Here is a 22,726-nt window from a genome sequence, read left to right on the forward strand (position 1 = left end):
TCAACCGCCCATCGCCACCCGGATCAGGCGCAGCGGACACAGTCCCCGAAGCCGCCTCCGGCCCCGGCCGACCACCAGCACGCGGATCCGGCGCGGTGGACGAGGTCCATGGAGCCGCCTCCGGCATCGACCGTCCGTCGCCATGCGGATCCGGCGCGGTGGGCACAGTCTCCGGACCCACCTCCAGCCCCGGCCGGCTATCGCCACCCGGATCAGGCGCTGTGGACGCGGTTCCCGTGACCGCGTCCGACATCATGTCGTCCTCACACGTGGATCAAGCGCTGCCTGTAGAAGGTCGGCGGCAATGGCGGCAATCAGCAGGGCCAGGGCGGCCAGGCAGCTGATCGCGGCGACGGTGTTGACGTCGTTCGTGCGGATGGAGGCCACTAGTTGGTGGCCCAGGCCGTACCACCCGAAGATGGTTTCGGTGATTGTGGTGCCGACGAGGAGGGCGCCGAAGGTGAATGCGAAGTAGGTGACCACGGGGATCAGTGCGACGCGCAGGGCGTGGCGGGTGTAGGCGGTGCGGCGGGGGAGGCCTTTGGCGCGGGCGGTGCGGACGAAGTCGGAGCCTAGGACGTCCAGGAGCATGTTGCGCTGGTAGCGGGAGAAGATGGCGGCCATGCCGAGGGCGAGGGTGAGGGTGGGCAGGGCCAGGTGTTGGACGCGGTCGAGGGTCGACTCGACGCCGGGGGTGGCCTCGCCGCTGACCAGGAAGATCTTTATGCCGGTCAGCTCGTTGAACCAGACGGCGCCGATGATCAGCATGTTGGCCAGGACCACGGTGGGCACCGCCAGCACTCCGAAGGACGCGACGGTCGACAGGCGGTCGAACCAGCCGTATTGCCCCACGGCCGCGCACGCGCCCACCGCGACGCCGGCGATCGCCCCGAGCAGCAGACCTGCCACGACCAGGCGCAACGTCACCCCGGCCCGGCGGCCGAGGTCCTCGTTCACGGACGAGCCGTTCCAGGCGCGCCCGAAATCGCCGTGCAGCACTCCCGCGGCCCAGGTGAGGTAGCGGGCGACCAGGGGTTCCTTGTCGTTGAGGTTGTAGGCGGCGAGCTGCGCGTCGACCGCCGTCTCGGGCGGGCGCGGCATACGCTCGGCGTAGTTGGCGCGCGGGTTCAGCGCGGCGGCGGCCAGCAGGTAGGCCATGCTGGTGGCGACGGCCACCAGCACCACATACCCGATCAGCCGCCGGGCCAGGAACCCCGCCACCGAATCGCCTCCCGTCACCGAAGAAAATCAACAGTCCGCAACAGACTAGCGACTCTGAGTGACAGTTTCAGGCCAGCCGGACCCGCGGATCGAGGAAGGAGTAGGCGACGTCCACCAGGATGTTGGCGATCACGATGAACGCCGACGCCAGGATCGCCGCCCCGATGATCACCGGCAGGTCCCCGTTCCGGACCGAGCGGATCATGAGCTGGCCGAGTCCCTGCAGGCCGAAGACCGACTCGGTGACGACGACGCCGCCGAGCAGGGTGCCGATGTCCACGCCGAACTGCGTGACGACCGGGGTCAGCGCGGCGCGCAGCCCATGCCGGTAGGTGACCCGCCGCTCCGGCGCGCCCTTGGCCCGGGCGGTGCGAATGTAGTCCTCACCGAGCGTGTCGAGCATGGATCCCCGGGTGAGCCGGACGTAGACGGCGGCCTGCACGACGGCCAGGCAGATCCACGGCATGATCATGACCTGCAGGAACCCGGCGAAGTCCCAGAGCGGCGACACGTACGGCCCCGGCTGGAGCCCTGACCACGGGAACACCGACAGGGCCAGATAGATCATCAGCATGCCGAGCACGAACGTCGGCAGCGAGATCCCGGCCAGCACCAGCACGGTCGTGACCCGGTCCCGCAGCCCGCGCGGCTTGGTCGCGCTGAGCACTCCCCCAGTGATCCCGGCGGTCATCCACAACACCGCCGCCCCGAAGACCAGCCAGAGCGTGCCGGGCAGGCTCTGCGCGATCAGCGTGGTCACCGGAGTCTGGCTGATGAAGGAGACCCCCAGGTCACCGTGGAGCAGCTTGCCCAGAAAGGACAGGTACTGATCCCACAACGGCCGGTCGAGCCCCAGCGTGTTCCTGATCTGGTTGATCACTTCGATCGGGGCGCGCGGCCCGGCCAGCCGCCGGGCGACGGTGTCGGCGGGCCCGGCGAAGAAGAGCAGGAAGACCGTGGTGGCAACCAGCCAGAGGACGAGCACGCCGAACAGCACTCGGCGCAGAAGGAAACGCGACATCAGCGGCCACCTTCCCCACGCGAATCAAGGGCGTCAGTACCGAGCAGATTGAAGGCCAGCACGGTCAACAGCAAAAGGAAACGTGACATCAGCGACCACCCTCCCCACGCGGGTCAAGGGCGTCGCTACCGAGCAGATTGAATGCCAGCGTGGTTAGCAGCAAAAGGCGTGACATCAACGGCCACCCTCCCCACGCGGATCAAGCGCGTCACGGATCCCGTCGCCGAGCAGGTTGAAGGCCAGCGTGGTCAGCAGCAGCATGACGGCAGGGAAGATCAGCAGTCCCGGCGCCACCCGGTAGTAGTCCACCGAGTCGGACAGGATCGCGCCCCAGCTCGGTGTCCGCGGATCCACCCCCAGGCCGAGGAAGGACAGGGTGGCCTCGAACACGATCGAGGTCGGGATCAGCAGGGTGGCCAGCACGGTGACCGGCGCGATCAGGTTCGGGACCACGTCCACGAACATCGTGCGGGGCTTGCTCGCGCCCATCGATCGGGCGGCCTCGATGAACTCCCGTTCCTTGTAGGTGATGGTCTGCCCCCGTACGACCCGGGCCATCGCCGCGAACGAGAAGAACGCGATCACGAGGATCATCAGCGGCACGCTGGCGCCAAGCACCGCCACCAGCACGATCGCCACCAGCAGGTACGGAAAGCTCAGCACCACATCGAGCACCCGGGCCAGCACCCCGTCCACCCAGCCGCCGTAGAACCCGGCCACCATGCCGACCACCACCCCGAACAGCGTCGCCAGCAGGGTGGACAGCAGCCCGACCAGCAGCGAGATGCGCGCGCCGTACAGGATCCGGACGAACAGGTCCCGGCCGAGGCTGTCGGCTCCCAGCCAGAACCCGGAGCCGGGGCCGACGGGCAGCCCTTCCGGGGTGAGCCCGGTCGCCGGGAACGCCTCCTGCGGGCCGTGCCCGGTGATGGCGGCGAAGACCGGGGCGAGCAGCGCCAGCAGCACGATCACGGCGATCACCCCCAGCGACACCATGGCCGCGCGGTCCCGGGTCAGCCGTTCCCAGGCCAGCTGCCAGGGCCCTTTGCCGCGGACCGCTTCCGCCTGCTCGGGAATGTGCTCGGCCTCGGCCGACGCCTCGGTCAGGCTCATGTTCCACCCCCTTTCTCCAGGTGCGGCTCGGTGGATTCCTGCTCGATCTGGGCCTTCTCCGAGCCGAGACGTTCGCCCGGTTCCACCGGAAAATGACAAGCGGCGAGATGCCCGCCTTCGGGACGCCCTTGCGCGAGCAGCCGCGGATCATCGGTCACGCACTTCGGCATCGCCTTCGGGCAGCGCGGATGGAACCGGCAGCCCGATGGGGGCGCGATCGGGGACGGCACATCCCCGGTCAGGACAATCCGCTCGCGCCGGGCCGAGAGGTCGGGGTCCGCCACGGACGCGGCCGACAGCAGGGCGTTCGTGTACGGATGCCGCGGCAACTTGTACAGATCCTCCCCCGCCGCCGTCTCCACGATCCGGCCGAGATACATCACCGCCACCCGATCGCTCACATACCGCACGACCGACAGATCATGAGCGATGAACACGTAGGTCAGCCCCAGCTCCGCCTGCAGGTCCTTCAGCAGGTTGATGACCTGGGCCTGGATCGATACGTCCAGCGCGGACACCGGCTCGTCGCAGACCACCAGCCGGGGCCGCAGCGCGAGCGCCCGCGCGATCCCGATCCGCTGCCGCTGCCCCCCGGAGAACTCGGCGGGGAACCGGTTGAAATGCTCGGGATTGAGCCCCACCAGCTCCATCAGCTCCTGAACCCGGCGACGCCGTTCCGCCTTGGTCCCCACGCGATGGATGACCAGCGGATCCGCGATGATCGACCCGATCCGCCGCCGCGGATTCAACGACCCGTACGGATCCTGAAAAATCATCTGAACCTCGCGGCGCGGATCCCCATCGAACTCGATGGACCCCGACGTCACCGGATACAACCCGGTGATGCACCTGGCCAGCGTGGACTTGCCGCAGCCGGACTCGCCCACGATGCCGAGCGTCTCCCCCGCGCGCACCTCCAGGCTCACTCCGTCCACGGCGTGAACCCGCCCGACCTCCTTCTGGACGAACAGCCCCTCCCGGATCGGGAAATACTTCCGCACATCGGTAACCCGCAGCAGCGGCCTCACGAGGACTCCTCCTCCCGCCGCCGCGCAGCCTCGGGACCGAGCCCGACCACGTCCAGGGGCAGCCAGCAGGCCGATTGATGACCGGGTTCTCCCATCAAGGGCGGTTCCTCCCGCCGGCATCGGCTCATCACGTACGGACAGCGCGGATGGAAAGTGCAGCCGCTCGGCGGCCGGAGCAGGCTCGGCGGCTGGCCGGGCACCGGCTTGAGCCGCTCCTTGGCGCCGGTGGTGCTGGGAACCGACTCCAGCAGCCCCACCGTGTAGGGGTGGTGCGGCCGGTAGTAGAGGTCCCGCCGCCCGGCCCGCTCGACCGGCTTGCCCGCGTACATGACGAGCACCTCGTCGGCGATGTCGGCGATCACCCCCAGATCGTGGGTGATCATGATGAGCGCGGTGTCGAACTCCTTCTGCAGCCGCATCATCAGATCCAGGATCTGCGCCTGCACGGTCGCGTCGAGCGCCGTCGTGGGCTCGTCGGCGATGATCAGCTTCGGGTTGAGCGCCAGCGCCATCGCGATCATCGCCCGCTGCCGCATACCGCCGGAGAACTGGTGCGGATAGTCGTCCACCCGCCGCTCCGGCTGCGGAATCCCGACCAGCCCCAGCAACTCGGCCGCCCTCTTACGCGCCTGCGCTTTCCCCACAAAGGGCTCGTGAATCCGGATCAACTCCACGATCTGCCACCCGACCGTGTAGAGCGGATGCAGGCTCGACAGCGGATCCTGGAAGATCATCGAGATCTCGGCCCCGCGCAGCCGCCGCAGTTCTTCCGCCGGCATGCCGATCAGCTGGCGCCCCTCGAACAGCGCCGATCCGGCGACCTCGGCCCCCCGGACCAGGCCCATCAGCGCCTGCGTGCTGACGCTCTTGCCCGACCCGGATTCACCGACGATCCCCAGCGTGCGCCCCCGCTCGACATCGAAACTCAGTCCGCGTACGGCCTGCACCGCGCCGTCCGGGGTCGGGAACGACACGGTGAGCCCGGAGACCTCCAGGAGCGCCATCAGCCCAGCCACAGCTGCGTGTAGTCGAACTGCTGCGACATCGGCGAGTAGAGCGCGTTCTGCACCCGGCTGGAGTGGAAGGTCGGCACGTTCTGGGAAATCAGCGGCACGATCGGGGCATCAGCCATGATCATGGCGTTGGCCTGCTTCCAGGACGTCTCCGCCGCGCTCGCCGACCCGGCCGTCAGGGCTTTCGCGATGGTCGCGTTGACCGCGGGGTTGTTGTAGGCGCCATAGTTGGTGGAGCCCTCCGCGTAGTTGGCCCCGTAGAACAGCGGCACGACGATCGACCTGCCGTTGTTGCCGTACCAGTCGGGCAGCCACGAAGGCCCGCCGATATCCCATTTGCCCTCACGGCTCTTGGCCACGCTGGACAGGTACCGCCCGTAGAAGTCGTCCGGCGAGGTGGCGATCAGCGTGGTCGCGATCCCGCACTTGGTGAGATCGGCCGCGATCGCCTGCGCCACCTTCGGGTGATTTCCGGTGGTCCGGTAGGGAAACTGGAACGTCAGGCCGGACACTCCAGCCTCGGCCAGCATCGCCCGGCACCTGGCGGGATCGCCGACGTGCCCCGGCGTCGTATACGGCTTGACGTCGACGTCGAAGCCGATGCTGCCCGGCGGGATCGCGCCGTCCAGCACCGTGTTCAGCCTGGGCCCACCGTAGATCTGCGCGATCGCCACCTTGTTGATCGCGAAGTTGATCGCCTGCCGCACCTTCGCGTTGGCGAGCGCCCGGTTGTTGTTCGGGCTCTGCAGGTTGAACACCAGGAAGGGATTGAGCGAGGAGCCCTCGAACACGTGGAACTCCGGGTCGCCGTTCATCCGCTGGATCGCCGACGTCGGCACCGGCTGGTCCCAGGACAGGTCCGCGGTCCCCGCCTCCAGCTGCTGCTGCACGACGTCGGCGCTCTCCTGCCCGAGCATGATCTGGATGCGCTCGACGTGCTGGCGCCGGACCGGGTCGGCCTCCTGCTTCCAGGCGGGGCTGCGGTTCAGCAGGATCGCCCGCCCCGCCTGATAGGTGGTGATCTGGTACGGCCCCAGCGAGATCGTGTTCTGCCGGAACTCCGGCCCGTCGGGCACGTACTTCTCGTACTCCACCGGAGCGGGTGAGGCGAACGGCAGCGCCATGATGTTCAGGAAGTCGCTCGCCTTCGTGGTGAGCCTGATCTCCAGGGTCTTCGGGTCGACCGCGCGCACGCCCTTGATCTGGTTGCGCGCCATGAACTGCGCGATGCCGGCCGCGGTCTTGGGCGCCTTCTGGAACGCGGTGAAGAACTCCTGCATCCCCTCGATCGTCCCGGTGTAGTACGAGATCCCGCCGGACGGCTGCACCGGGTTGGCCAGCCGCTTGAGCCCGCGGACGAAGTCGGCCGCGGTCACCTGCCGGGCGGGCGTGGTGTTCCAGCGCACCCCGTCGCGGATCTTGAACGTGTACGTGCGACCGTCCGCGCTGATCTCCGGCAGCGCCTCGGCCACATCCGGCACGATCGTGATGGCCTTGTTGAAGTCATTGCTCGCCGGATAGGTCACCAGCTGCCGGGTCCAGGTCCGGTTCAGCGTGTAGGCCACGGTCGTATACGAGGAGGCCGGGTCGAGATGGTCCACATCCCCCGACCCGATGACCTTGAGCGTGCCGCCCTGCACCGGGGCCGTGCCGTCGCCGGGAGCGACGCCGGGGCCGCAGGCCGTCCCCACGAATATCAGGACCGTCGCGAGCGCCATGCCGTCGCGGATCTTCACCGAGCCCACCCCCCGGCATCAATAGTGTGATCCGGTGTGGAGCGGTAATGCCACGAACAGGCAAAACTCTGTTCAGGACAGCTCGTCGACCGCCGAGCGAACGTCCTGACTGGTGATGGTGACGAGCTCGGCCGCGCTGGCGCTGCTCTGCTCGGCCAGCCGCACGTCCCGCCGCAACGCGGCCCGCTCGTAGAGCGAGCGAGCGAACCGCCCGTTCCCGAGCCCGTCGATCAGCCGCTCCTGGCAGACCCACGCGAACACGTCGGCCAGGTCCCGGGTGGCCGCCAGGTCGAACCGGTCCCCCGCCGTCGCGGCGGTCATCGCCGCGATCTCGGCCAGCTCGTCCGGCGAGTACGAAGGGAACGCCACCCGCTGGTTGAACCGGCTGGCCAGCCCGGGGTTGGTGGCCAGGAAGCCGTCCATCTCCCGCTCGTAACCCGCCAGGATGATCACCAGCCGGTCCCGGTCGTCCTCGGCCCGCTTCAACAGCGTCTGTACGGCCTCCTGGCCGAACGCGTCCCCGCCCGAGTAGCCGGTGTTGGCCAGGCTGTACGCCTCGTCCACGAACAGCACCCCGCCGATGGCCCGATCCACCAGCTCGTTGGTCTTGATCGCGGTCGCCCCCAGGTGCTGCCCGACCAGGTCGGCCCGGGACGCCTCGACCACGTCGGACTTGGCCAGCAGCCCGAGCGCCGAGAAGATCCGCCCCAGGATGCGGGCCACCGTCGTCTTCCCGGTGCCCGGCGGCCCGGCGAAGACGAAGTGCCGCATCTGCGACTGCACCGGCAGCCCCTGCTCCTCCCGCATCCGGGCCACCCGCAGCTGCGCGGTGATCGCGTGCACCTGCCGCTTGACCGGTTCGAGCCCGGCCATCCGGTCCAGGTCGCGCAGCGCGTCCTCCAGCGTCGGCGTGGCCTGGTAGCCGCGGAAGCGCGCGGTGATCTCGTGGAACGCCTTGGTCACGTCGGCCGCCGTGGTGGTGACCAGGTCCTCGCCCCGGGGCGCGCCGCCGGCGCTGACCACCCGGACGTCCCTGGCCTGCGCGGCCGCCTCGGCGACGCTGCGGGCGAAGCGCGCGTTGCCCAGCTCGTCGACCAGGCCGCGCCGGTGCACGTCCTCGAACAGGCCGCGCAGCACCGGCCGCGCCTCGGGGTCGAGCCGGTCGCCGCGCCCGGCCTGGAGCGATTCGGTGATCGCCAGCAGCTCGTCGGCGTCGTAGCTGGGGAACCTGACCCGGCTGGAGAAGCGGCTGGACAGCCCCGGGTTGGAGCCCAGGAACGTGGCCATCTCCTTCTCGTATCCCGCCAGGATGATGATGAGCCGGTCCCGGTCGTCCTCGGCCCGCTTCAGCAGCGTCTGCACGGCCTCCTGGCCGAACCGGTCCGGCTGCCCGTCCCCGGAGTTGATCAGCCCGTACGCCTCGTCGATGAACAGCACGCCGCCCAGGGCGCGGTCGATCAGCTCGTTGGTCTTGATGGCGGTGGCCCCGAGATACTCGCCCACCAGGTCCGCGCGCTGCGCCTCGACCACGAACGGCGTCTCCAGCAGCCCGAACGAGTAGAAGATCTTGGCCAGGCTGCGGGCCACGCTGGTCTTGCCGGTGCCGGGCGGGCCGACGAACACGAAGTGGCGCATCGGCGGCTCGGTGTTGTAGCCCGCCTCCTTGCGCAGGCGGGCCGCTTCGATGGAGGCCGCGATCGAGCGCACCTGCTCCTTGACGGGGGCCAGGCCGATCATGCCTTCCAGCTCGCCGAGCGCCTGCTCTACGGTGATCGGCGGCGGCGGCTTCGGCCCTCGGTCGCCGGGAGCGGGCTGGAATCCGCCCGCGCGGCCGCGCTGCTGGACCGGTAGCTCCTCCACCGGCAGCTCCGCCTTCACGCGCCGGGCTTGGACGAACCGGAAGACCAGGGCGACGCCCGCGACGCCGTAGGCGCCACTGATGGCAGCTGTGAGGGAGATCGAGGAGATCGCGAAACAAACGACGGCGGCGGGTGCCAGCGCGGCGAGGGCGGTCAGCCAGGGCGGCACCCAGCGGATCAGGTGCGCCGCCGCCGCCACGAGGATGCCCAGCAGGAGAAGCATGAACAGTACGTAGGGGGTCGCGCCCTGGCCGCTGAGCGCGTGCAGCGCCAGGGGGGACACAGCGGTCCACCCGGCCAGCACCAGCGTGGTCGCGGCGGCGCGCGGGAAGCGCAGCGCCAGCGCGGCGTATGCCAACAAGATCACCGTGACGAAGAACGTGTTCCACAGATCCCAGCTAAACGCCACACCCAATGCGAGCGCGCCGATCAGCACGCCGATGAAGACCGCCCGTCTGGCGAACGGCGGGAGATGAAAATAGCGAAGTCGCACCTGTTCGAACAGGTTCCGTGCTGCCGCGCGTCCCGTGGGACGGGCCCGGCCATCCTCCCGCATGACGCCTCCCCGGTCCGCCCCCGGTTATATCGCACCGAAGCGCCGAATGGACGCCCCAGCGAGTTTCGGCGCGTCTTCTCCGCTGCCCCGAATCCGTCAGTCCAGTACGTCAGCCCGGAGTTGCGGAAATACCTTGGCGACTTTGGACAGAAGGTAGTCGCCATATGTGCCGGTGAAAGCCCTGAGATCCTGTCCGTCCCAGCGGGCTCTGCCCCCGTCCAGCCGGGGACGGGACGGCAGGGGTGGCACTTCGCTGTCCCAGCCGGGATCAAAAAAGAACGGGAAGGACAGCCGCTCCCGGCCGCTGGCGTTGCGGACCCGGTGCGGCGTGGAGCGGTAGTGGCCGCCGGTGAGCTTGTCGAGCATGTCGCCGATGTTGCAGACGAAGGTGCCGGGGATCGGCGGCGCGTCGATCCAGCCGCGCGCGCTGTGCACCTGGAGTCCCGCGTTGTCGTCCTGGAGGAGCAGGGTGAGCAGCCCGTAGTCGGTGTGCTCGCCGACGCCCCACCCTTCGTCCGCCGAAGCGGGCGGATAGTGAAATATCCGGAACAGGATGGTCGGGTCGGCCGTGTAGCCCGTCGCGAAGTAGTCCTCGTCCAGCCCCAGGCTCAGCGCGACTCCCCGCATGACCGCCTGGGCCACCTCGGTCATCACGTCCAGATAGCGCAGCACCGACGCCCCCAACTCGGGCACCTCATCAGGAAAGAGATTCCGGCCACTCAGCGGACGCCCATCAGGCTCCCGCTCCGCTCCGAAATAGATCCCTTCCTTGAGATCGGGCCGCCCCGAGGTGAGCTCCCCGCCCACCGGGAAGAACCCCCGCCAGGCCCGCCCTCCATGCGCCATCGAAATCTTCATCTTGGCGTCCAGCGGCAACTCGAAGAACCGCCGGGCACTCACGTCCATCCGGGCGATCAGATCAGCCGACACCCCATGGCCGCTGATGTAAAAGAAGCCACTATCCACGCAGGCCGCCTCAATCTGCCGAGCGACAGTCGCGGCAGACTCCCCGGCAAGCAGCGGCGAAACATCAATAACCGGCAGTTCGCTACCCATCACGCCATTCTCTCCGCTTCGACCACCAGCTGCCGCCTTCCGGGGTCGTCTAGAACGCCCAATGCCGGTGCCGCCTCAACGTCTCCACCACGACCCCCAGGTCCCTGACTAAGCCGCTTAGAACGCCTGATGCTGGTGCCGCTCTTGGCGCCGGTGCGGTGCGAACCATCACCTGCGTGAACGGCGCCGGATAACGGCGAGCAAGCCGACGACCTGCCATTCTGTTGGACGCATAGCCGTGGTGTGACCGCGCTGGTAGCCATCGCCGCCTTGGCGGAAAGAGCAGCCCTAGTCCGCCTTTCCGGTGCGGCGGCCGGCCACCAGCGTGTCGCCCGATTCGCCGCCGGTCGGGCGGGAGACCTCCGCCGGAGCCTCGGTCTTGCTCTCGGTGGTCTCCTCGGCCCGCTTGGAGCGCCGGGCCGTCCTCGGCTTCGGCAGCGCCTCGGTGACCTCCTCGGAGGTGCTTGAGGACGCGGGGAACGTGACCGGGCCCTTCGGGTCGGGGTCGGTCTTGGCGCGGGGCTCGCGGAGAGCGTTGATCACCGCGTCGGCCTCGGCCTCGGCCGCGAGGTCGTCCGCCTCCTCAGCGTCGCGCCGCTTGATGACCACCATGTGGTCCACCGAGAGCCGCCCGCCGCCGTTCACCGACAGCAGCACGGAGGCCGCGCCCAGGCCGACGATAAGGTTGATGTCGCCGCCGGTGAGCGGCAGCCCGGCGTCGCCGGCGGTCAGGATGAACACCGCGAGCGCCTCGGCGAACAGCAGCATGCCGACGAAGGAGACGGCGAGACCGGCGATGAGCAGGGTGCCGCCGACCAGCTCGATGAGCATCGTGGCGCCCGCCCATAACCGCGGGGCGGGCGCGCCCAGCTGGGCGAACTGGCCGCCGGTCTCGATCAGGCCGGCCTCCAGCTTCTGCCAGCCCTGGGCGAAGAAGATCCCGCCGACGCCCATCCGGGCCGCCAGCGAGGCGAGGTCGTGGAGTGTTCTGTTCACGGGGACCATTCTGGAGCTCCTCGGGGACGCTTCCTATGCATTTCTCCCCATAACCGGCACGGTCATGTCAGGCGGCGACGCGTTCACGCTCCCGCGCCGCGGCTCGCGCGGCCTGCCGCCGGGGCAGCAGCACCGCCACCGATACGGCCGTGACCAGCAGGAACAGCACGCTCACGAGCACGGCCGCGTGCAGCCCGGAGACGAAGGCCAGCCGCGCCTCGGCCAGCAGCGAGGCCCCGGCCGGGCCGCCGAGCTCGGTCGCCACGTGGGCGGCGGCGGCCAGCGACTCGCGGGCCAGCACGGCCAGATCGGGCGGCAGCTCGGCCGGCACCAGCAGCGCGGGCGCGTAGACGATCGTGGTGATGGTGCCGAGCACGGCGATGCCCAGGCCCGCGCCGAGCTCGTAGGCGGTCTCCTCGATCGCCGCCGCGCCGCCCGCCCGGGACTCCGGCACCGAGGCCATGATCGTGTCGGAGGCGGCCAGCAGCGCCACCTCGACGCCGAAGCCGATCCCGACGAAGCACAGCGCGAGCGCCACCGGGTGGTCCTCGGCCCCCCAGCTCAGCACCGGCATCAGGGCCAGCGCGGTGAGCGCCAGGCCGCCGCTCATGGTGGCGCGCAGGCCGATCAGGTCCAGCAGCCGGGCCGCGGTCAGGCCGCCCACGATGGCCGCGACCATCAGCGGCACCATCCGCAGGGCCGCGCCCAGCGGCGACAGGCCGAGCACCAGCTGCAGGTACTGGGCGAGCATCAATTCCAGGCCCACCATCGCGAAGATGGCCAGCAGCACGCAGGCCACGCCGGTGGCGAAGCCGCGCTGGGTGAACAGGCCGATGTCCAGCAGCGGCGTGGCCAGGCGGCGCTGCCGCCTGGTGAACCACACCAGCAGGGCGACGCCGAGCGCGAAGACCAGCAGGGCGGGGCCACGCCCGATCGTGTGGCCGTATCCGGCCTCCTTGAGGCCGAAGGCGAGGGCGAGCAGCCCGGCCACCGAGAGGGCGGCGCTGAGGGCGTCCCACGGGTGGGCGCGCCTCGTGGTCGGGGGCAGCAGGCGGATCGCCAGCGGGAGGGCGACCAGCAGCAGCGGCACGTTGATGAGGAAGACCGCGCCCCACCAGAAGTGCTCGACCAGCACCCCGCCGAGCATCGGGCCGACCGCCGCGCCGCCGGCCGCCACCGCGCCCCACACGCCCAGGGCGATCGCGCGTTCCCTGCGGTCGGTGAAGACCTGCCGGATGATGGACAGGGTGGCGGGCATGATCATCGCGCCGCCGACGCCGAGGCAGGCCCGGGCCAGGATCAGGGCGATCGGGGTGGCGGCGAACGCGGCGGCCAGCGAGGCCACGCCGAACACGACGTAGCCGCCGATGACGAAGGCGCGCCTGCCGTACCGGTCGCCGAGGGTGCCGAAGGTGACCAGGAGGGGGGCCACGACCAGGGAGTAGATGTCGATGATCCACAGCAGCTGGACCGCGGAGGGCTCCAGCGCGGCGGTCAGCGCGGGCACCGCGATGTGCAGCACGGTGGCGTCTACGGCGACGAGCAGGAGGCTGAAGCAGAGCAGCGCCAGGACCGACCACCGGTTCGCGCGCCGCCCGGCCCCGCCGATTTCGCGCCCAAAAATGATCATAGGTCGCTCAGGGGGTCATGGCCCGGGTGGACATGCGTGGCAGCTTAGGTGATTAGGCGAAGGATCCTCAGGCGTTCCGGCAAACAGTCAAGTCACACATTTATGGACGAGATTGGCCACATATCGTGAGGCCATGATGCCTTGGAGTCCTGAAATGTCCGGACGCGTGGAGAAGGTCACGATCGTCAGCGAGCAGCTGCGCGGCAACGCCCTCGGCGACCCGTACGAACGGCCGCTCTGGATCTACCTGCCCCCGGGCTACGACGACACCGACGCCCGCTACCCGTCGATCTACGTGCTCCAGGGCTACTCGGGGCAGGTGACGATGTGGGGCAACCGGTCGGCGTGGCGGCGCAACTACCCGGAGCTCCTGGACGAGCTGTTCGCCTCGGGCGAGACGCCGCCCGCGATCGTCGTCTTCGTCGACGCCTGGACCCGGCTCGGCGGCAGCCAGTACGTCGACTCCCCCGGCCACGGCCGCTACCACTCCTACCTGTGCGAGGAGATCGTCCCGTACGTGGACGCCCGCTACCGCACCCTCCCCGAAAAACAGCACCGCGCGATCACCGGCAAGTCCAGCGGCGGCTACGGCGCGATGATCACCCCCATGCTCCGCCCCGGCCTGTTCGGCGCGCTCGCCACCCACGCGGGAGACGCCCTCTTCGACGTCCTCTACCTGCGCGACTTCCCCAAAACCGCCCGCACCCTCCGGGACGAGTACGACGGCTCCTGGACGAACTTCCTGGACCGTTTCTTCGCCACCGGCGGCCGCTGCCCGGGCCACGACATGATCCTCCTGTACGGCAACGCCGCCTCCTACTCCTCCAACCCCGACGGCACGGTTGACATCCCGTTCGACGACCTCGGCCACCTGCTTCCCGAGGTCTGGGACAGATGGCGGGAATATGATCCCGTGACCATGGCGACGGAGCGCCCCGAGGCGCTGCGCGGCCTGCACTCGATCTGGATCGACGCGGGCACGAGCGACGAATACTTCCTCGACCTGGGCGCGACGGCCTTCCACCGCGCCGTCCAGGCCGCCGGCGTCCCCGCCGAGGACGTCGTGTTCGAACTCTTCGACGGCACGCACAGCAACCTTGAACATCGGTACGTCCTGGCCGTCAAGTGGCTCGCTCCCCGCTTGACACCTGAGAACCTCTCTAGAGAGATATAGGTATATGTCCGACACCTAGGCAATCAGGGACAGGCGGCGGATCATGCGTTGGGTGGGGAACGATGCCGAGGAGTCATCCGCGCGTGCCCGGCGCGAAACCGGTTCCGAGGACTCGGCCCCGAAAGACAGTGCCGACCCTCGGTCCTGGTGCGCGGTTGCGGCTACCAGGCTCGGCCGCGACCAACCAGAGGCGGCGCTGGAGGCCGCTCGTCAGGCGGTGGATCGTGAACCGCACGGCGAGTGGGGGCACCGCCTGGCGAGCCTCGCCCTGGAGCGCCTGGGCCGCGCGCGGGAGGCAGTCGACTCGGCCCAGGAGGCGGTGCGGCTGGCGCCGGGCTCCTGGGCCGCGCGGCTGCGCCTCGCCGGCGCGCTGCGGCGCATTCCGGGCCGCTGGCGCGAGGCGTGGGCGGAGGCCCAGAAGGCCGTCAGGTACGCCCCTGAGGAACCCGGCCCGCATTCCCTCTCCGGGGATCTCGCGCTGGCGCGAGGCGACCACAGGCGGGCGGCTGCGGCATATCGGGCGGTACTGCGCCGCGATCACGACCACGTCGGGGCCCGGGTGAACCTGGGCCTCACCTTTCTCGGCTGGGAAGCCCCGGACGTCCACCACGACCCGGCCTGGGAGGTCGACCCGGCCGAGACCGGCCAGGCGAGAAGGGCGTTGCAGGTCTGGTCCTGGCAGGTCAGGGGGCTGTTGGCGATCGCCATGACGGCCGTGGCCGTGGCCGCCCTGGGTTTCGACCTGCACTTGCAAGCCCAGATCGGCGGCGCGGTCGTGCTGGGCGGCGTGCTCGCGGTGACGCTCCGGCAGGCCGGAAAAATCCGGATCTGGTCGCACGTCCCCGCCATGCTCGGCCGGGATCTGTGGCTGAGCGTCGCGGTCTCCGTGGCGTTCTTCGTGATCGCCGCGTACGTGGTCGGCCTGGCCACCCTGCCCGAACCGGACACGATCAGCTGGGCGTGGTCCGGGGCGCTCGGGCTGGTCGTGTTCAACCCCGTGGCCGTCGGACTGCTCTGGCTGCTGGTGGAGGCGTGGCGAGGACGGCCGGTAAAGGCGCTGACCGAGTTCGCCCTGGCCTCCAGCTCGCGGGTGGCCCGGCGGAACATGGACGTGGCGTTGTGGATCATCGCGGGCCGCGCCTGGTGGGGGCTGCTGGTCTTGTCGGTGCTGCCGGTCCCCTGGATCGCGCTGGCCGCGCTGGCGGTGCCGGTGGCGATGGTGCTGGTCGGGCGCAGGGCCAACCTGCGCGGGGTGGTCCGCCGGGACCGCTGGCTGGTGGGGGCGCTGGGTTTCCTGGTGGCGTCGGCGATCTCTCTGGCGGTGGCGGGCGTCGTCCCGGGGATGGCCCGCGCCTGGCAGGGGGCCTGGCTGGCGCTGCTGGCCGTGGCGGTGGCGTTCTGCGCGCGGGCGGTCCGGGCCAGGTGGCGGGGCACGCCCGGCCCGTGGCGGGCCGCGCTGACCCGGGTCGAGCTGCCGACCGGGGACATCAGCCCGTCCTCGGACCTGACCGACGAGGTCAGGCACGCGGTCACCTTCTCGCGCAGCGTGGTGCTCTCCTACACCGGCCCGGACGGCCCCCGGTCGATCGCGGTGAGCGCGGTGACGTCGGTGAGCCGGTCGGGCGAGCTGCGGGTGATCGCGGGCGAGGAGGCGTGGGAGGCGGTGGAGCGCGACCCCCGGGTGGCCATCTTCGTCGGCGACCCCCGGTTCTGGGCGGAGGTGACCGGGGTGGCGATCGCCGACAACGAGGTGCTGCGGATCACGCCCAGGGACGTGGTGGTGCGCGAGTACCCGGGCCGGCAGGCCCGGGTCCGTACCTAGTCCAGGCCGTTTCTGGCGATGACCTCGCGATACCAGTGGGCGCTGTCCTTGGGGAGTCGTTCCAGGGACTCGTAGTCGACGCGTACCAGACCGAAACGCTTGTGGTAGCCGCGGGCCCACTCGAAGTTGTCCAGCAGCGACCAGACCAGGTAGCCGCGCAGGTCGGCGCCCCGCTGGATCGCGTTGTGGGCGGCCCGGAAATGGCCGTCGAGGAAGGCGATGCGGTCGGTGTCGGGGACCCGGCCGTCCTTGACCACGTCGTCGTAGGCCGCGCCGTTCTCGGTGATCATCAGCGGGGTGCCGGGGTAGTCGCGGCTGATCCGCAGCAGCAGCTCCTCCAGGCCGGAGGGGACCACCTCCCAGCCCATCTCGGTGGGCACGCCGTGCGGGGGCAGCCAGGCGATGCCCTCGCTGCCGGGATACTCCTCGTGCCCGGGCGAGGCGGGGTCGGCGGCCAGCCGGGCGATCGTGTAGTAGTTCACGCCGAGCACGTCGATCGCCTCGAACGGCAGATCGTCCAACCCAAGATCAGTAAATTTCGCGATATGGGCGCGGATGTCGTCGGGGTAGGCGCCGCGCAGGACCGGGTCCAGGAAGAGGCGGTTGGCCAGGCCGTCGATGAGCGTGGTCACCTCGGGGTCGCCGACCGTCGGCGTGAGGTTGAGCGTCACGCTGACCTCGCCCGCGCCGCCCGCGCGCAGGACCTGCGCGCCCAGCGCGTGCGCGCGCAGCAGGTGGTGCGCGGCCGTGAACGCGGCGGCCGGATCGGTCACCCCGGGGGCGTGGCGGCCGGAGCCGTACCCGACGAAGGCCGAGACCCACGGTTCGTTGAGGGTGGTCCAGGTGGCGACCCGGTCCCCCAGGCGGTGGTGGACGATCTCCGTGTAGTCGGCGAACTTGGCGGCCGTGTCTGGGTTCCGCCAGTCGAGTTCGGCGGGGAGGTCCCAGTGGTAGAGGGTGGCGATGGGCGAGATGCGGCGGGCCAGCAACTCGTCCACAAGCCGGTCGTAGAAGTCCAGGCCGGCGGCGTTGAACGTGCCGCCGGGCAGCACGCGCGGCCAGGACACCGAGAACCGGTAGGCGTGCAGCCCCAGGTCCTCCATGATCGCGACGTCCTCGCGATACCGGTGGTAGTGGTCGCAGGCGACGTCCCCGGTGTGCCCATCGGCCACCTTCCCCGGTGTGTGGCTGAACACGTCCCAGATGGATGGTCCCCGGCCGTCCTCGCGCACCGCTCCTTCGATCTGGTACGACGCGGTGGCCGCACCCCAAACGAATCCTTGGGGGAAGGTCGTCAACGTGTGCTCTCCCTGATCGTGAGTCGTGGTTCCAGCAGCATCGAATCGGCAGGAAGGCCGTCGAGCTTGGCCATCAGCAGCCTAACCGCCTGATGCCCGACATCCTCGGCCGGAATGAGCACGGAGGTGAGCGCGGGACTCGCCCGTTCCGCGACGTCATCCGGGCAGATCGCCACCACGGAGACGTCCTCCGGAACCGATCGGCCGAGCGCGCGCAACGCGGCCAGGACGTGCCCGACCGCCGCCTCGTTGTGCACCACCAGACCGGTCAATCCGGGATGCTGGTCGAAGAGGATCTTCACGGTCTCGGCGACCTCGTCGTAGGTCTCCTCGCACGGCACCGCGACCGATTTCAGGTCCTTCGCCGCGGCCGTGAACCCGGCCAGCGTGCGCTCGGCGAAACCGGTCCCCCGCTCGTAGACCACGCGCGGCGCGCCCAGCAGCGCGATCTCGCGATGCCCGCCCGCCGCCAGATGTTCGGCGCACAGCGCCCCCGCCCGCGCGAAGTCCAGGTCCACGCAGGTCAGCCCCTCCGCGTCGGCCGGGAACCCGATCAGCACGCTCGGCTCGCCCAGCTCGCGCAGCAGCGGCACGCGCGGATCGCGCACCTCCACGTCCATCAGCAGCAGCCCGTCCACCAGCGCGCTCGCCGCCACCCGCTGCAGCCCCTCCGGGCCCTCGTCGGCGGTCATCAGCAGCACGTCGTGGTCGAACTGCCGGGCGGTGGCCACCACCGAGGTGGCGAACTGCATCAGCACCGGCAGGTTCATGCCCGCCCGCAGCGGCAGCACCAGCGCGATCACGTTCGCCCGCTTGCTGGCCAGCGCCCGCGCCCCGGCGTTGGGGTGGTATCCCAGCGCGCGCACGCTCTCCAGCACGCGCTGCCGGGTGGTCGCGGATATCGCCCGTTTGCCGCTCAGCACGTACGACACGGTGCTGACCGCGACTCCCGCGTGCCTGGCGACGTCGGCGATGGTCACCGTACGCACCTTCCTCACCGGCCGAACCCGAGCGTGCGCACCGTGACTCCCTCGTTCTCGAACACCACATAAAGATCGCGCACACCGGTCGCGGGCGAAAGAGCCGTGGCCGCCTCGACGAAGTCGTGACCGCCCGCCGTCGGCCTGACCGTGACCGTGCCGAGGACCTCGCCGTGCAGAGGATCGTCCAGGCGCAGGGTCAGCACGCCGCCCTCGGTGCTGGCCGCGCTCAGCACGGCCTGCTCCGGCTTGCCGTCCAGGTCGGCGTCGCGGAACACGATCCAGGCGCCTGGCCCGGCCGAGCGCACGGCGTCTCCCCGCTCCCTGGCGGCGTCACACAGCACTATTCCGTCGTACTCGTCATGGTCGGCCGCGTCCAGTGCGCGCAGGTCCCGGGGCGGCACGCGTTCGCCCTTCACGGTGAAGGGCGCGCACAGCCGGATGTCCCGGCTGGAGGAGCCGACGTGCACCTTGTGGGAGGCGTCCTCGATCGCGAAGCGCCCCCGGGTGACGTCCCAGAACGCCAGGTCCTCGATCGGCACCGGGATCTCGACGGTACGGCTCTCGCCCGGCGCGAGCCGTACCTTCCGGAAGCCGCGCAAGGCGCGGACCGGCTGTTTGACGCGGGAGCGCTGCTGGTGGGTGTAGACCTGCACGACCTCCTCGCCCGCGCGCCAGCCGGAGTTCGTCACCGTGACCTGGACGGTCAGAGTGTCGTCGGGGGCCAGGTCGTCGCTGGACAGACTGAGGTCGGAATAGGTGAAGCGGGTGTAGCTGAGGCCGTGGCCGAACGGGTAGAGGGGCGTGCCCCGGTAATACAGATATGTCGCGTCGGTGGCGATGATGTCGTAGTCGAACAGGTCGGGCAGCTCCCCGGCTGAGCGGTACCAGGTCTGGGTGAGGCGGCCGCCCGGGTCGGCGTCGCCGAACAGCACGTCGGCGAGGGCGTGGCCGTATTCCTGGCCGCCGTGCGAGGACCAGAGGATCGCGGGCACGTGCGCGTCGGCCCAGGTGACCGCGAACGGGTAGCCGCTGGAGACCACCAGCACGGTCGCCCTGTTCGCCTCGTGCACGGCCCTGACCAGCTTCTCCTGCCCCTGGGGCAGGGCCAGGTCGGCCCTGTCCTCGGTCTCCCTGCCGTTGACCAGCGGGTGGTCGCCCACCACGACGACGGCCACGTCCGCGTCCGCGGCGGCCCGGGCGGCCTGCGCGGCGCCGCTCTCGACCAGGTCCACGACGAGCAGGGTGGCCGCGTCCGGGTCGTCGGTGAGGCGGAGCGTGCCGCGATCGGCGGTGACGTACTGGTCGGTGGAGATGTGGCGGAGCACGACGCCGCGGAAGCGCTCCTCCATCCGGAAGGTCTGCCTGACCTCCCAGCCGTTCGGGCCCGGCTGGTCGTTGACCAGCACGCCGTCCTGGCCCACGCTGACGTGCCGGCCGTTGGCGACGCTGCGGAACGCGTACGCCCCGCCGCCCCAGTCGAACACGTCGAACTCGGCCGAGGCGCCGATGCCGAGCGGGCCGCCGGTGTAATCGGAGGTGGCGCTGACGTAGCCCTCCTCGGCGCGCAGCGTGATGCGGTCCACACCCTCGCAGTAGACCGTCTCGCACCGCTCGGCGATGCCGTTCCTGGCCGTCACCCGGTACGGCAACGTGCCGCTGTACCAGTCCTCCAGCAGCACGTCGGCCAGCGGGCCGATCACCGCCACCCGCTTGGGCGCGCAGAGCGGCAGCAGGCCGTCGTTCTTGAGCAGCGTGATCGACTGCCGGGCCGCCTCCCGGGCCAGGCGCTGGTGCTCGGCGCAGTTGACGACCTCCTCGCTGATCTCCTCCTGCGGTTCCACCGGGTCGAACTCGCCGAGCCTGGTCCGGATGGACAGCGCGTGCCGGACCGCGGTGTCGATGTCGGCCTCGGTGATCAGGCCGCGGTCGAGGGCGGTCCTGAGGTGACCCAGGGTGGCTTCGGGGTTCGCGTCGTCTTGAGTGAAGCTGTCCAGGCCCGCTTTGAGCGCGTGTGCGTACGCCTCGGCGGGGTCGGCGTGGTAGGCCTGCATGCCGAAGAGGTTCGCGGGGGCGTACGCGTCGCTGACCACGAGGACGTCCTCGCCGGTCCACGTGCGCAGGACGTCGTTGATCAGCGGGGACAGGTGCGCAGGGCGGCCGTTGACCAGGTTGTAGCTGGGCATCACCGCGACCGCCGCGCCCGACTCGATCGGGGGGCGGAAGGCGCGCAGCTCGTACTCGTGCAGCACCCGGGGTGGCAGGTTGCTGGAGCTGACGCAGCGGTCGGTCTCGTTGTTGTAGGCCAGGAAGTGCTTGAGCGTCGGCGCGGTCTTCAGCACGGGCCCGTCCCCGCGCAAGCCCGTCGCGTACGCGGTGCCCAGTACGCCGGTCAGCCACGGATCCTCGGAGTAGCCCTCCTCGTTGCGCCCCCAGCGCGGATCGCGGAGCGGGTTCACCACCGGAGCCCACACGTTGCGGCCCGCCCCGGCCGGATCCTTGCGGTGGAAGGCGAGCACCTCGTCCGCCGTCGCCGCGCCCACGCCGCGCACCAGTTCCGGGTTCCAGGTGCTGGCCAGGCCGATCGCCTGCGGGAACACGGTCGCGGGGCCGAGCCAGGCCAGGCCGTGCAGCGCCTCGGTGCCGGTCCGGAACGGCTTGAGCCCGAGCCGGTCGACCGGCGCCTGGTACTGGTGCAGCAGGCCGATCTTCTCCGCCAGCGTGAGCCGGGCGACGAGGTCGCTGACCCGGGTCCGCGTGGGCAGGCCTGGATCGCGGAACGGCTCGGTCATGTGGATCCACCATCCTCATGTGTCGAAGCGCTTCGATGGACGGGCAAAAGAAGGCGCTTCTGTCGAAGCGCTTCGATAGGTTTCACCCGGATAAAATCGGCCTCACAACCGAAGGGTCCCGCCTGAACAACCTCCGGTCAAGACCCATTTGTCGGGGCTAAGTCAGCGCGGGCAACCGTCCCGAGTCGACGGAATCGAGGACCCGGGCCGCGGCTCCGAGCGCGCCCGCGCCGTGGCCGAGCGTGGAGACGACCAGGCGGCAGCCGCCGCCTCCGGGCGCGATCGAGCGGCGGAACATCTCCTCCTCCGCGCGCTTGTGCACCCAGGGGGCCAGCGTCACGAAATATCCCCCGAGCACGATGACCTCGGGATTCAGGGTGTTCGCCACGATCGCCACGCCCTTGCCGAGGTTGTGGCCGACCGAGTCGAGCAGAGCGAGGATCTCGGCGTCGCCCGCGCGGGCCCGCCGCAGGACCTCGTCGAGCTCGGGTTCCAGCTCCGACGGCGACACGCCTGGCGCGAGCACCGCGCCGATCCCGGCCATGGCCTCCAGGCAGCCGTGCCGGCCGCACTGGCAGAGCGGGCCGCTCGGGTCGATCTCGATGTGCCCGATCTCGCCGGTATAGCCCTGCCCGCCGCGCCGCAGCCGTCCATCCATGATCACGCCAGCGCCGACGCCGACTTCGCCGGTCAGGTAGACCAGGTCGTTCACGCCGCCGTGCGGGCCGAAGCGGAGCTCCGCCAGCGCGCCCAGATTGGCGTCGTTGTCGACCATCACCGGAAAGCCCGGATCGCGCATCGCCTTGGTCAGGTCGCCGCACAGATCGACGTCGCGCCAGCCGAGGTTCGGGGCGAGCCGCACTGAACCGTTCACGTCCACCAGGCCCGGCACCGCGACCGTGAGGCCGAGCACCTGGCGGGCCTCCTTCGCCATCCGGCTCACCACGCGGCGGGCGATGGCGGCGATTCCGGCCACCGCCTGGCCCGCGGAAGCCGTACCTCCCGAGAAGGATCGGCGCCAGGACAGCAGCTCCTCGCCCTTCAGGTCGACCGCGACCGCCGTCAGGTAGTCGACGTTGACCTCGATGCCGATCGCCGCGTACGGCGAGCCGTCCAGCACCAGCATGGTCGCCGGGCGGCCCACCCGGTTCTCGGTGAGGCCGGTCTCGCGGAGCAGGCGCCGGTCGATGAGATCGGCCACGAGGCTGGAGACCGTAGCCTTGTTCAGGCCGGTGGACGCGGCGATGTCCGCGCGGGAACAGGGTGAGTTCTCGCGGACGAACCGCAGGACGACGGCCAGGTTGGTGGCGCGGACGTCGGTGAAGTCGGCCGGCTGAGGCCCATGGTGCGATGTCTGCGGTGTGATCAAAAGTCAGCCCCGTTCCTGCTCGGGCTCATCATGCCTCATGTGCCCCCGATCCGGCCTCTGTC

General features: G+C 70.2%; 16 protein-coding genes. 2 read left to right on the forward strand and 14 right to left on the reverse strand.

Annotated elements, in window-relative coordinates; genetic code table 11:
- Positions 1-252: 252 nt before the first annotated feature.
- From Amac_RS33450 to Amac_RS33495, 10 genes are all read right to left on the reverse strand, one after another.
- Positions 253-1,221 (reverse strand): ABC transporter permease, encoded by a 969-nt coding sequence (locus Amac_RS33450; RefSeq protein WP_155358469.1) that lies wholly within the window; start codon positions 1,219-1,221, stop codon positions 253-255.
- Between the two features lie 67 nt (positions 1,222-1,288).
- Entirely contained in the window at positions 1,289-2,242 is a 954-nt protein-coding gene (locus tag Amac_RS33455) for an ABC transporter permease (RefSeq protein ID WP_155358420.1), read from the reverse strand.
- Between the two features lie 174 nt (positions 2,243-2,416).
- Entirely contained in the window at positions 2,417-3,355 is a 939-nt protein-coding gene (locus Amac_RS33460; RefSeq protein WP_155358421.1) for an ABC transporter permease, read from the reverse strand.
- Complete coding sequence (locus Amac_RS33465; protein WP_170322788.1) at positions 3,352-4,383, reverse strand: ABC transporter ATP-binding protein; 1,032 nt, start codon at positions 4,381-4,383, stop codon at positions 3,352-3,354. Before Amac_RS33465 ends, Amac_RS33460 begins: the two co-directional genes overlap by 4 nt.
- Positions 4,380-5,387 carry an ABC transporter ATP-binding protein gene (locus Amac_RS33470; protein WP_170322790.1) on the reverse strand — a complete coding sequence of 336 codons (1,008 nt, stop codon included), beginning with the start codon at positions 5,385-5,387 and terminating at the stop codon, positions 4,380-4,382. The genes Amac_RS33465 and Amac_RS33470 overlap by 4 nt, the downstream gene beginning before the upstream one ends.
- Positions 5,387-7,132 carry an ABC transporter substrate-binding protein gene (locus Amac_RS33475; protein WP_155358423.1) on the reverse strand — a complete coding sequence of 582 codons (1,746 nt, stop codon included), beginning with the start codon at positions 7,130-7,132 and terminating at the stop codon, positions 5,387-5,389. The genes Amac_RS33470 and Amac_RS33475 overlap by 1 nt, the downstream gene beginning before the upstream one ends.
- Positions 7,133-7,204: 72 nt before the next feature.
- Positions 7,205-9,547 carry an AAA family ATPase gene (locus tag Amac_RS33480; protein WP_155358424.1) on the reverse strand — a complete coding sequence of 781 codons (2,343 nt, stop codon included), beginning with the start codon at positions 9,545-9,547 and terminating at the stop codon, positions 7,205-7,207.
- A gap of 96 nt (positions 9,548-9,643) precedes the next feature.
- Positions 9,644-10,603: an isopenicillin N synthase family dioxygenase gene (locus tag Amac_RS33485; protein ID WP_155358425.1), complete on the reverse strand. Its 960-nt coding sequence runs from the start codon at positions 10,601-10,603 to the stop codon at positions 9,644-9,646.
- A gap of 288 nt (positions 10,604-10,891) precedes the next feature.
- Positions 10,892-11,599 (reverse strand): DoxX family protein, encoded by a 708-nt coding sequence (locus Amac_RS33490; protein WP_170322791.1) that lies wholly within the window; start codon positions 11,597-11,599, stop codon positions 10,892-10,894.
- Between the two features lie 67 nt (positions 11,600-11,666).
- Positions 11,667-13,229, reverse strand: coding sequence for an MFS transporter (locus Amac_RS33495; protein WP_155358427.1), 1,563 nt, complete (start codon positions 13,227-13,229; stop codon positions 11,667-11,669).
- 154 nt (positions 13,230-13,383) lie between these two features.
- On the opposite strand from Amac_RS33495, the gene Amac_RS33500 reads away from it, so the two are divergent.
- Both Amac_RS33500 and Amac_RS33505 read left to right on the forward strand, forming a co-directional pair.
- Complete coding sequence (locus tag Amac_RS33500; protein WP_246268882.1) at positions 13,384-14,403, forward strand: alpha/beta hydrolase; 1,020 nt, start codon at positions 13,384-13,386, stop codon at positions 14,401-14,403.
- Positions 14,404-14,620: 217 nt separating this feature from the next.
- Positions 14,621-16,225 carry a pyridoxamine 5'-phosphate oxidase family protein gene (locus Amac_RS33505; RefSeq protein ID WP_174900250.1) on the forward strand — a complete coding sequence of 535 codons (1,605 nt, stop codon included), beginning with the start codon at positions 14,621-14,623 and terminating at the stop codon, positions 16,223-16,225.
- On the opposite strand, the gene Amac_RS33510 is transcribed toward Amac_RS33505, so the two are convergent.
- The 4 genes from Amac_RS33510 to Amac_RS33525 form a co-directional block, all read right to left on the reverse strand.
- Positions 16,222-17,523 (reverse strand): GH1 family beta-glucosidase, encoded by a 1,302-nt coding sequence (locus Amac_RS33510; protein WP_155358429.1) that lies wholly within the window; start codon positions 17,521-17,523, stop codon positions 16,222-16,224. The two genes, Amac_RS33505 and Amac_RS33510, sit on opposite strands and share 4 nt — an antisense overlap.
- A complete protein-coding gene (locus tag Amac_RS33515) occupies positions 17,520-18,503 on the reverse strand; it encodes a LacI family DNA-binding transcriptional regulator (protein WP_218041442.1) in 984 nt (327 codons plus the stop codon). Before Amac_RS33515 ends, Amac_RS33510 begins: the two co-directional genes overlap by 4 nt.
- Positions 18,504-18,517: 14 nt before the next feature.
- Entirely contained in the window at positions 18,518-21,295 is a 2,778-nt protein-coding gene (locus Amac_RS33520; protein ID WP_155358430.1) for a glycoside hydrolase family 3 protein, read from the reverse strand.
- A 157-nt stretch (positions 21,296-21,452) separates the two neighbouring features.
- On the reverse strand, positions 21,453-22,664 hold the full coding sequence (locus tag Amac_RS33525; RefSeq protein WP_246268884.1) for an ROK family transcriptional regulator: 1,212 nt from the start codon (positions 22,662-22,664) through the stop codon (positions 21,453-21,455).
- Positions 22,665-22,726 lie beyond the last annotated feature (62 nt).

This window comes from Acrocarpospora macrocephala (assembly GCF_009687865.1).
GTDB lineage: Bacteria > Actinomycetota > Actinomycetes > Streptosporangiales > Streptosporangiaceae > Acrocarpospora > Acrocarpospora macrocephala.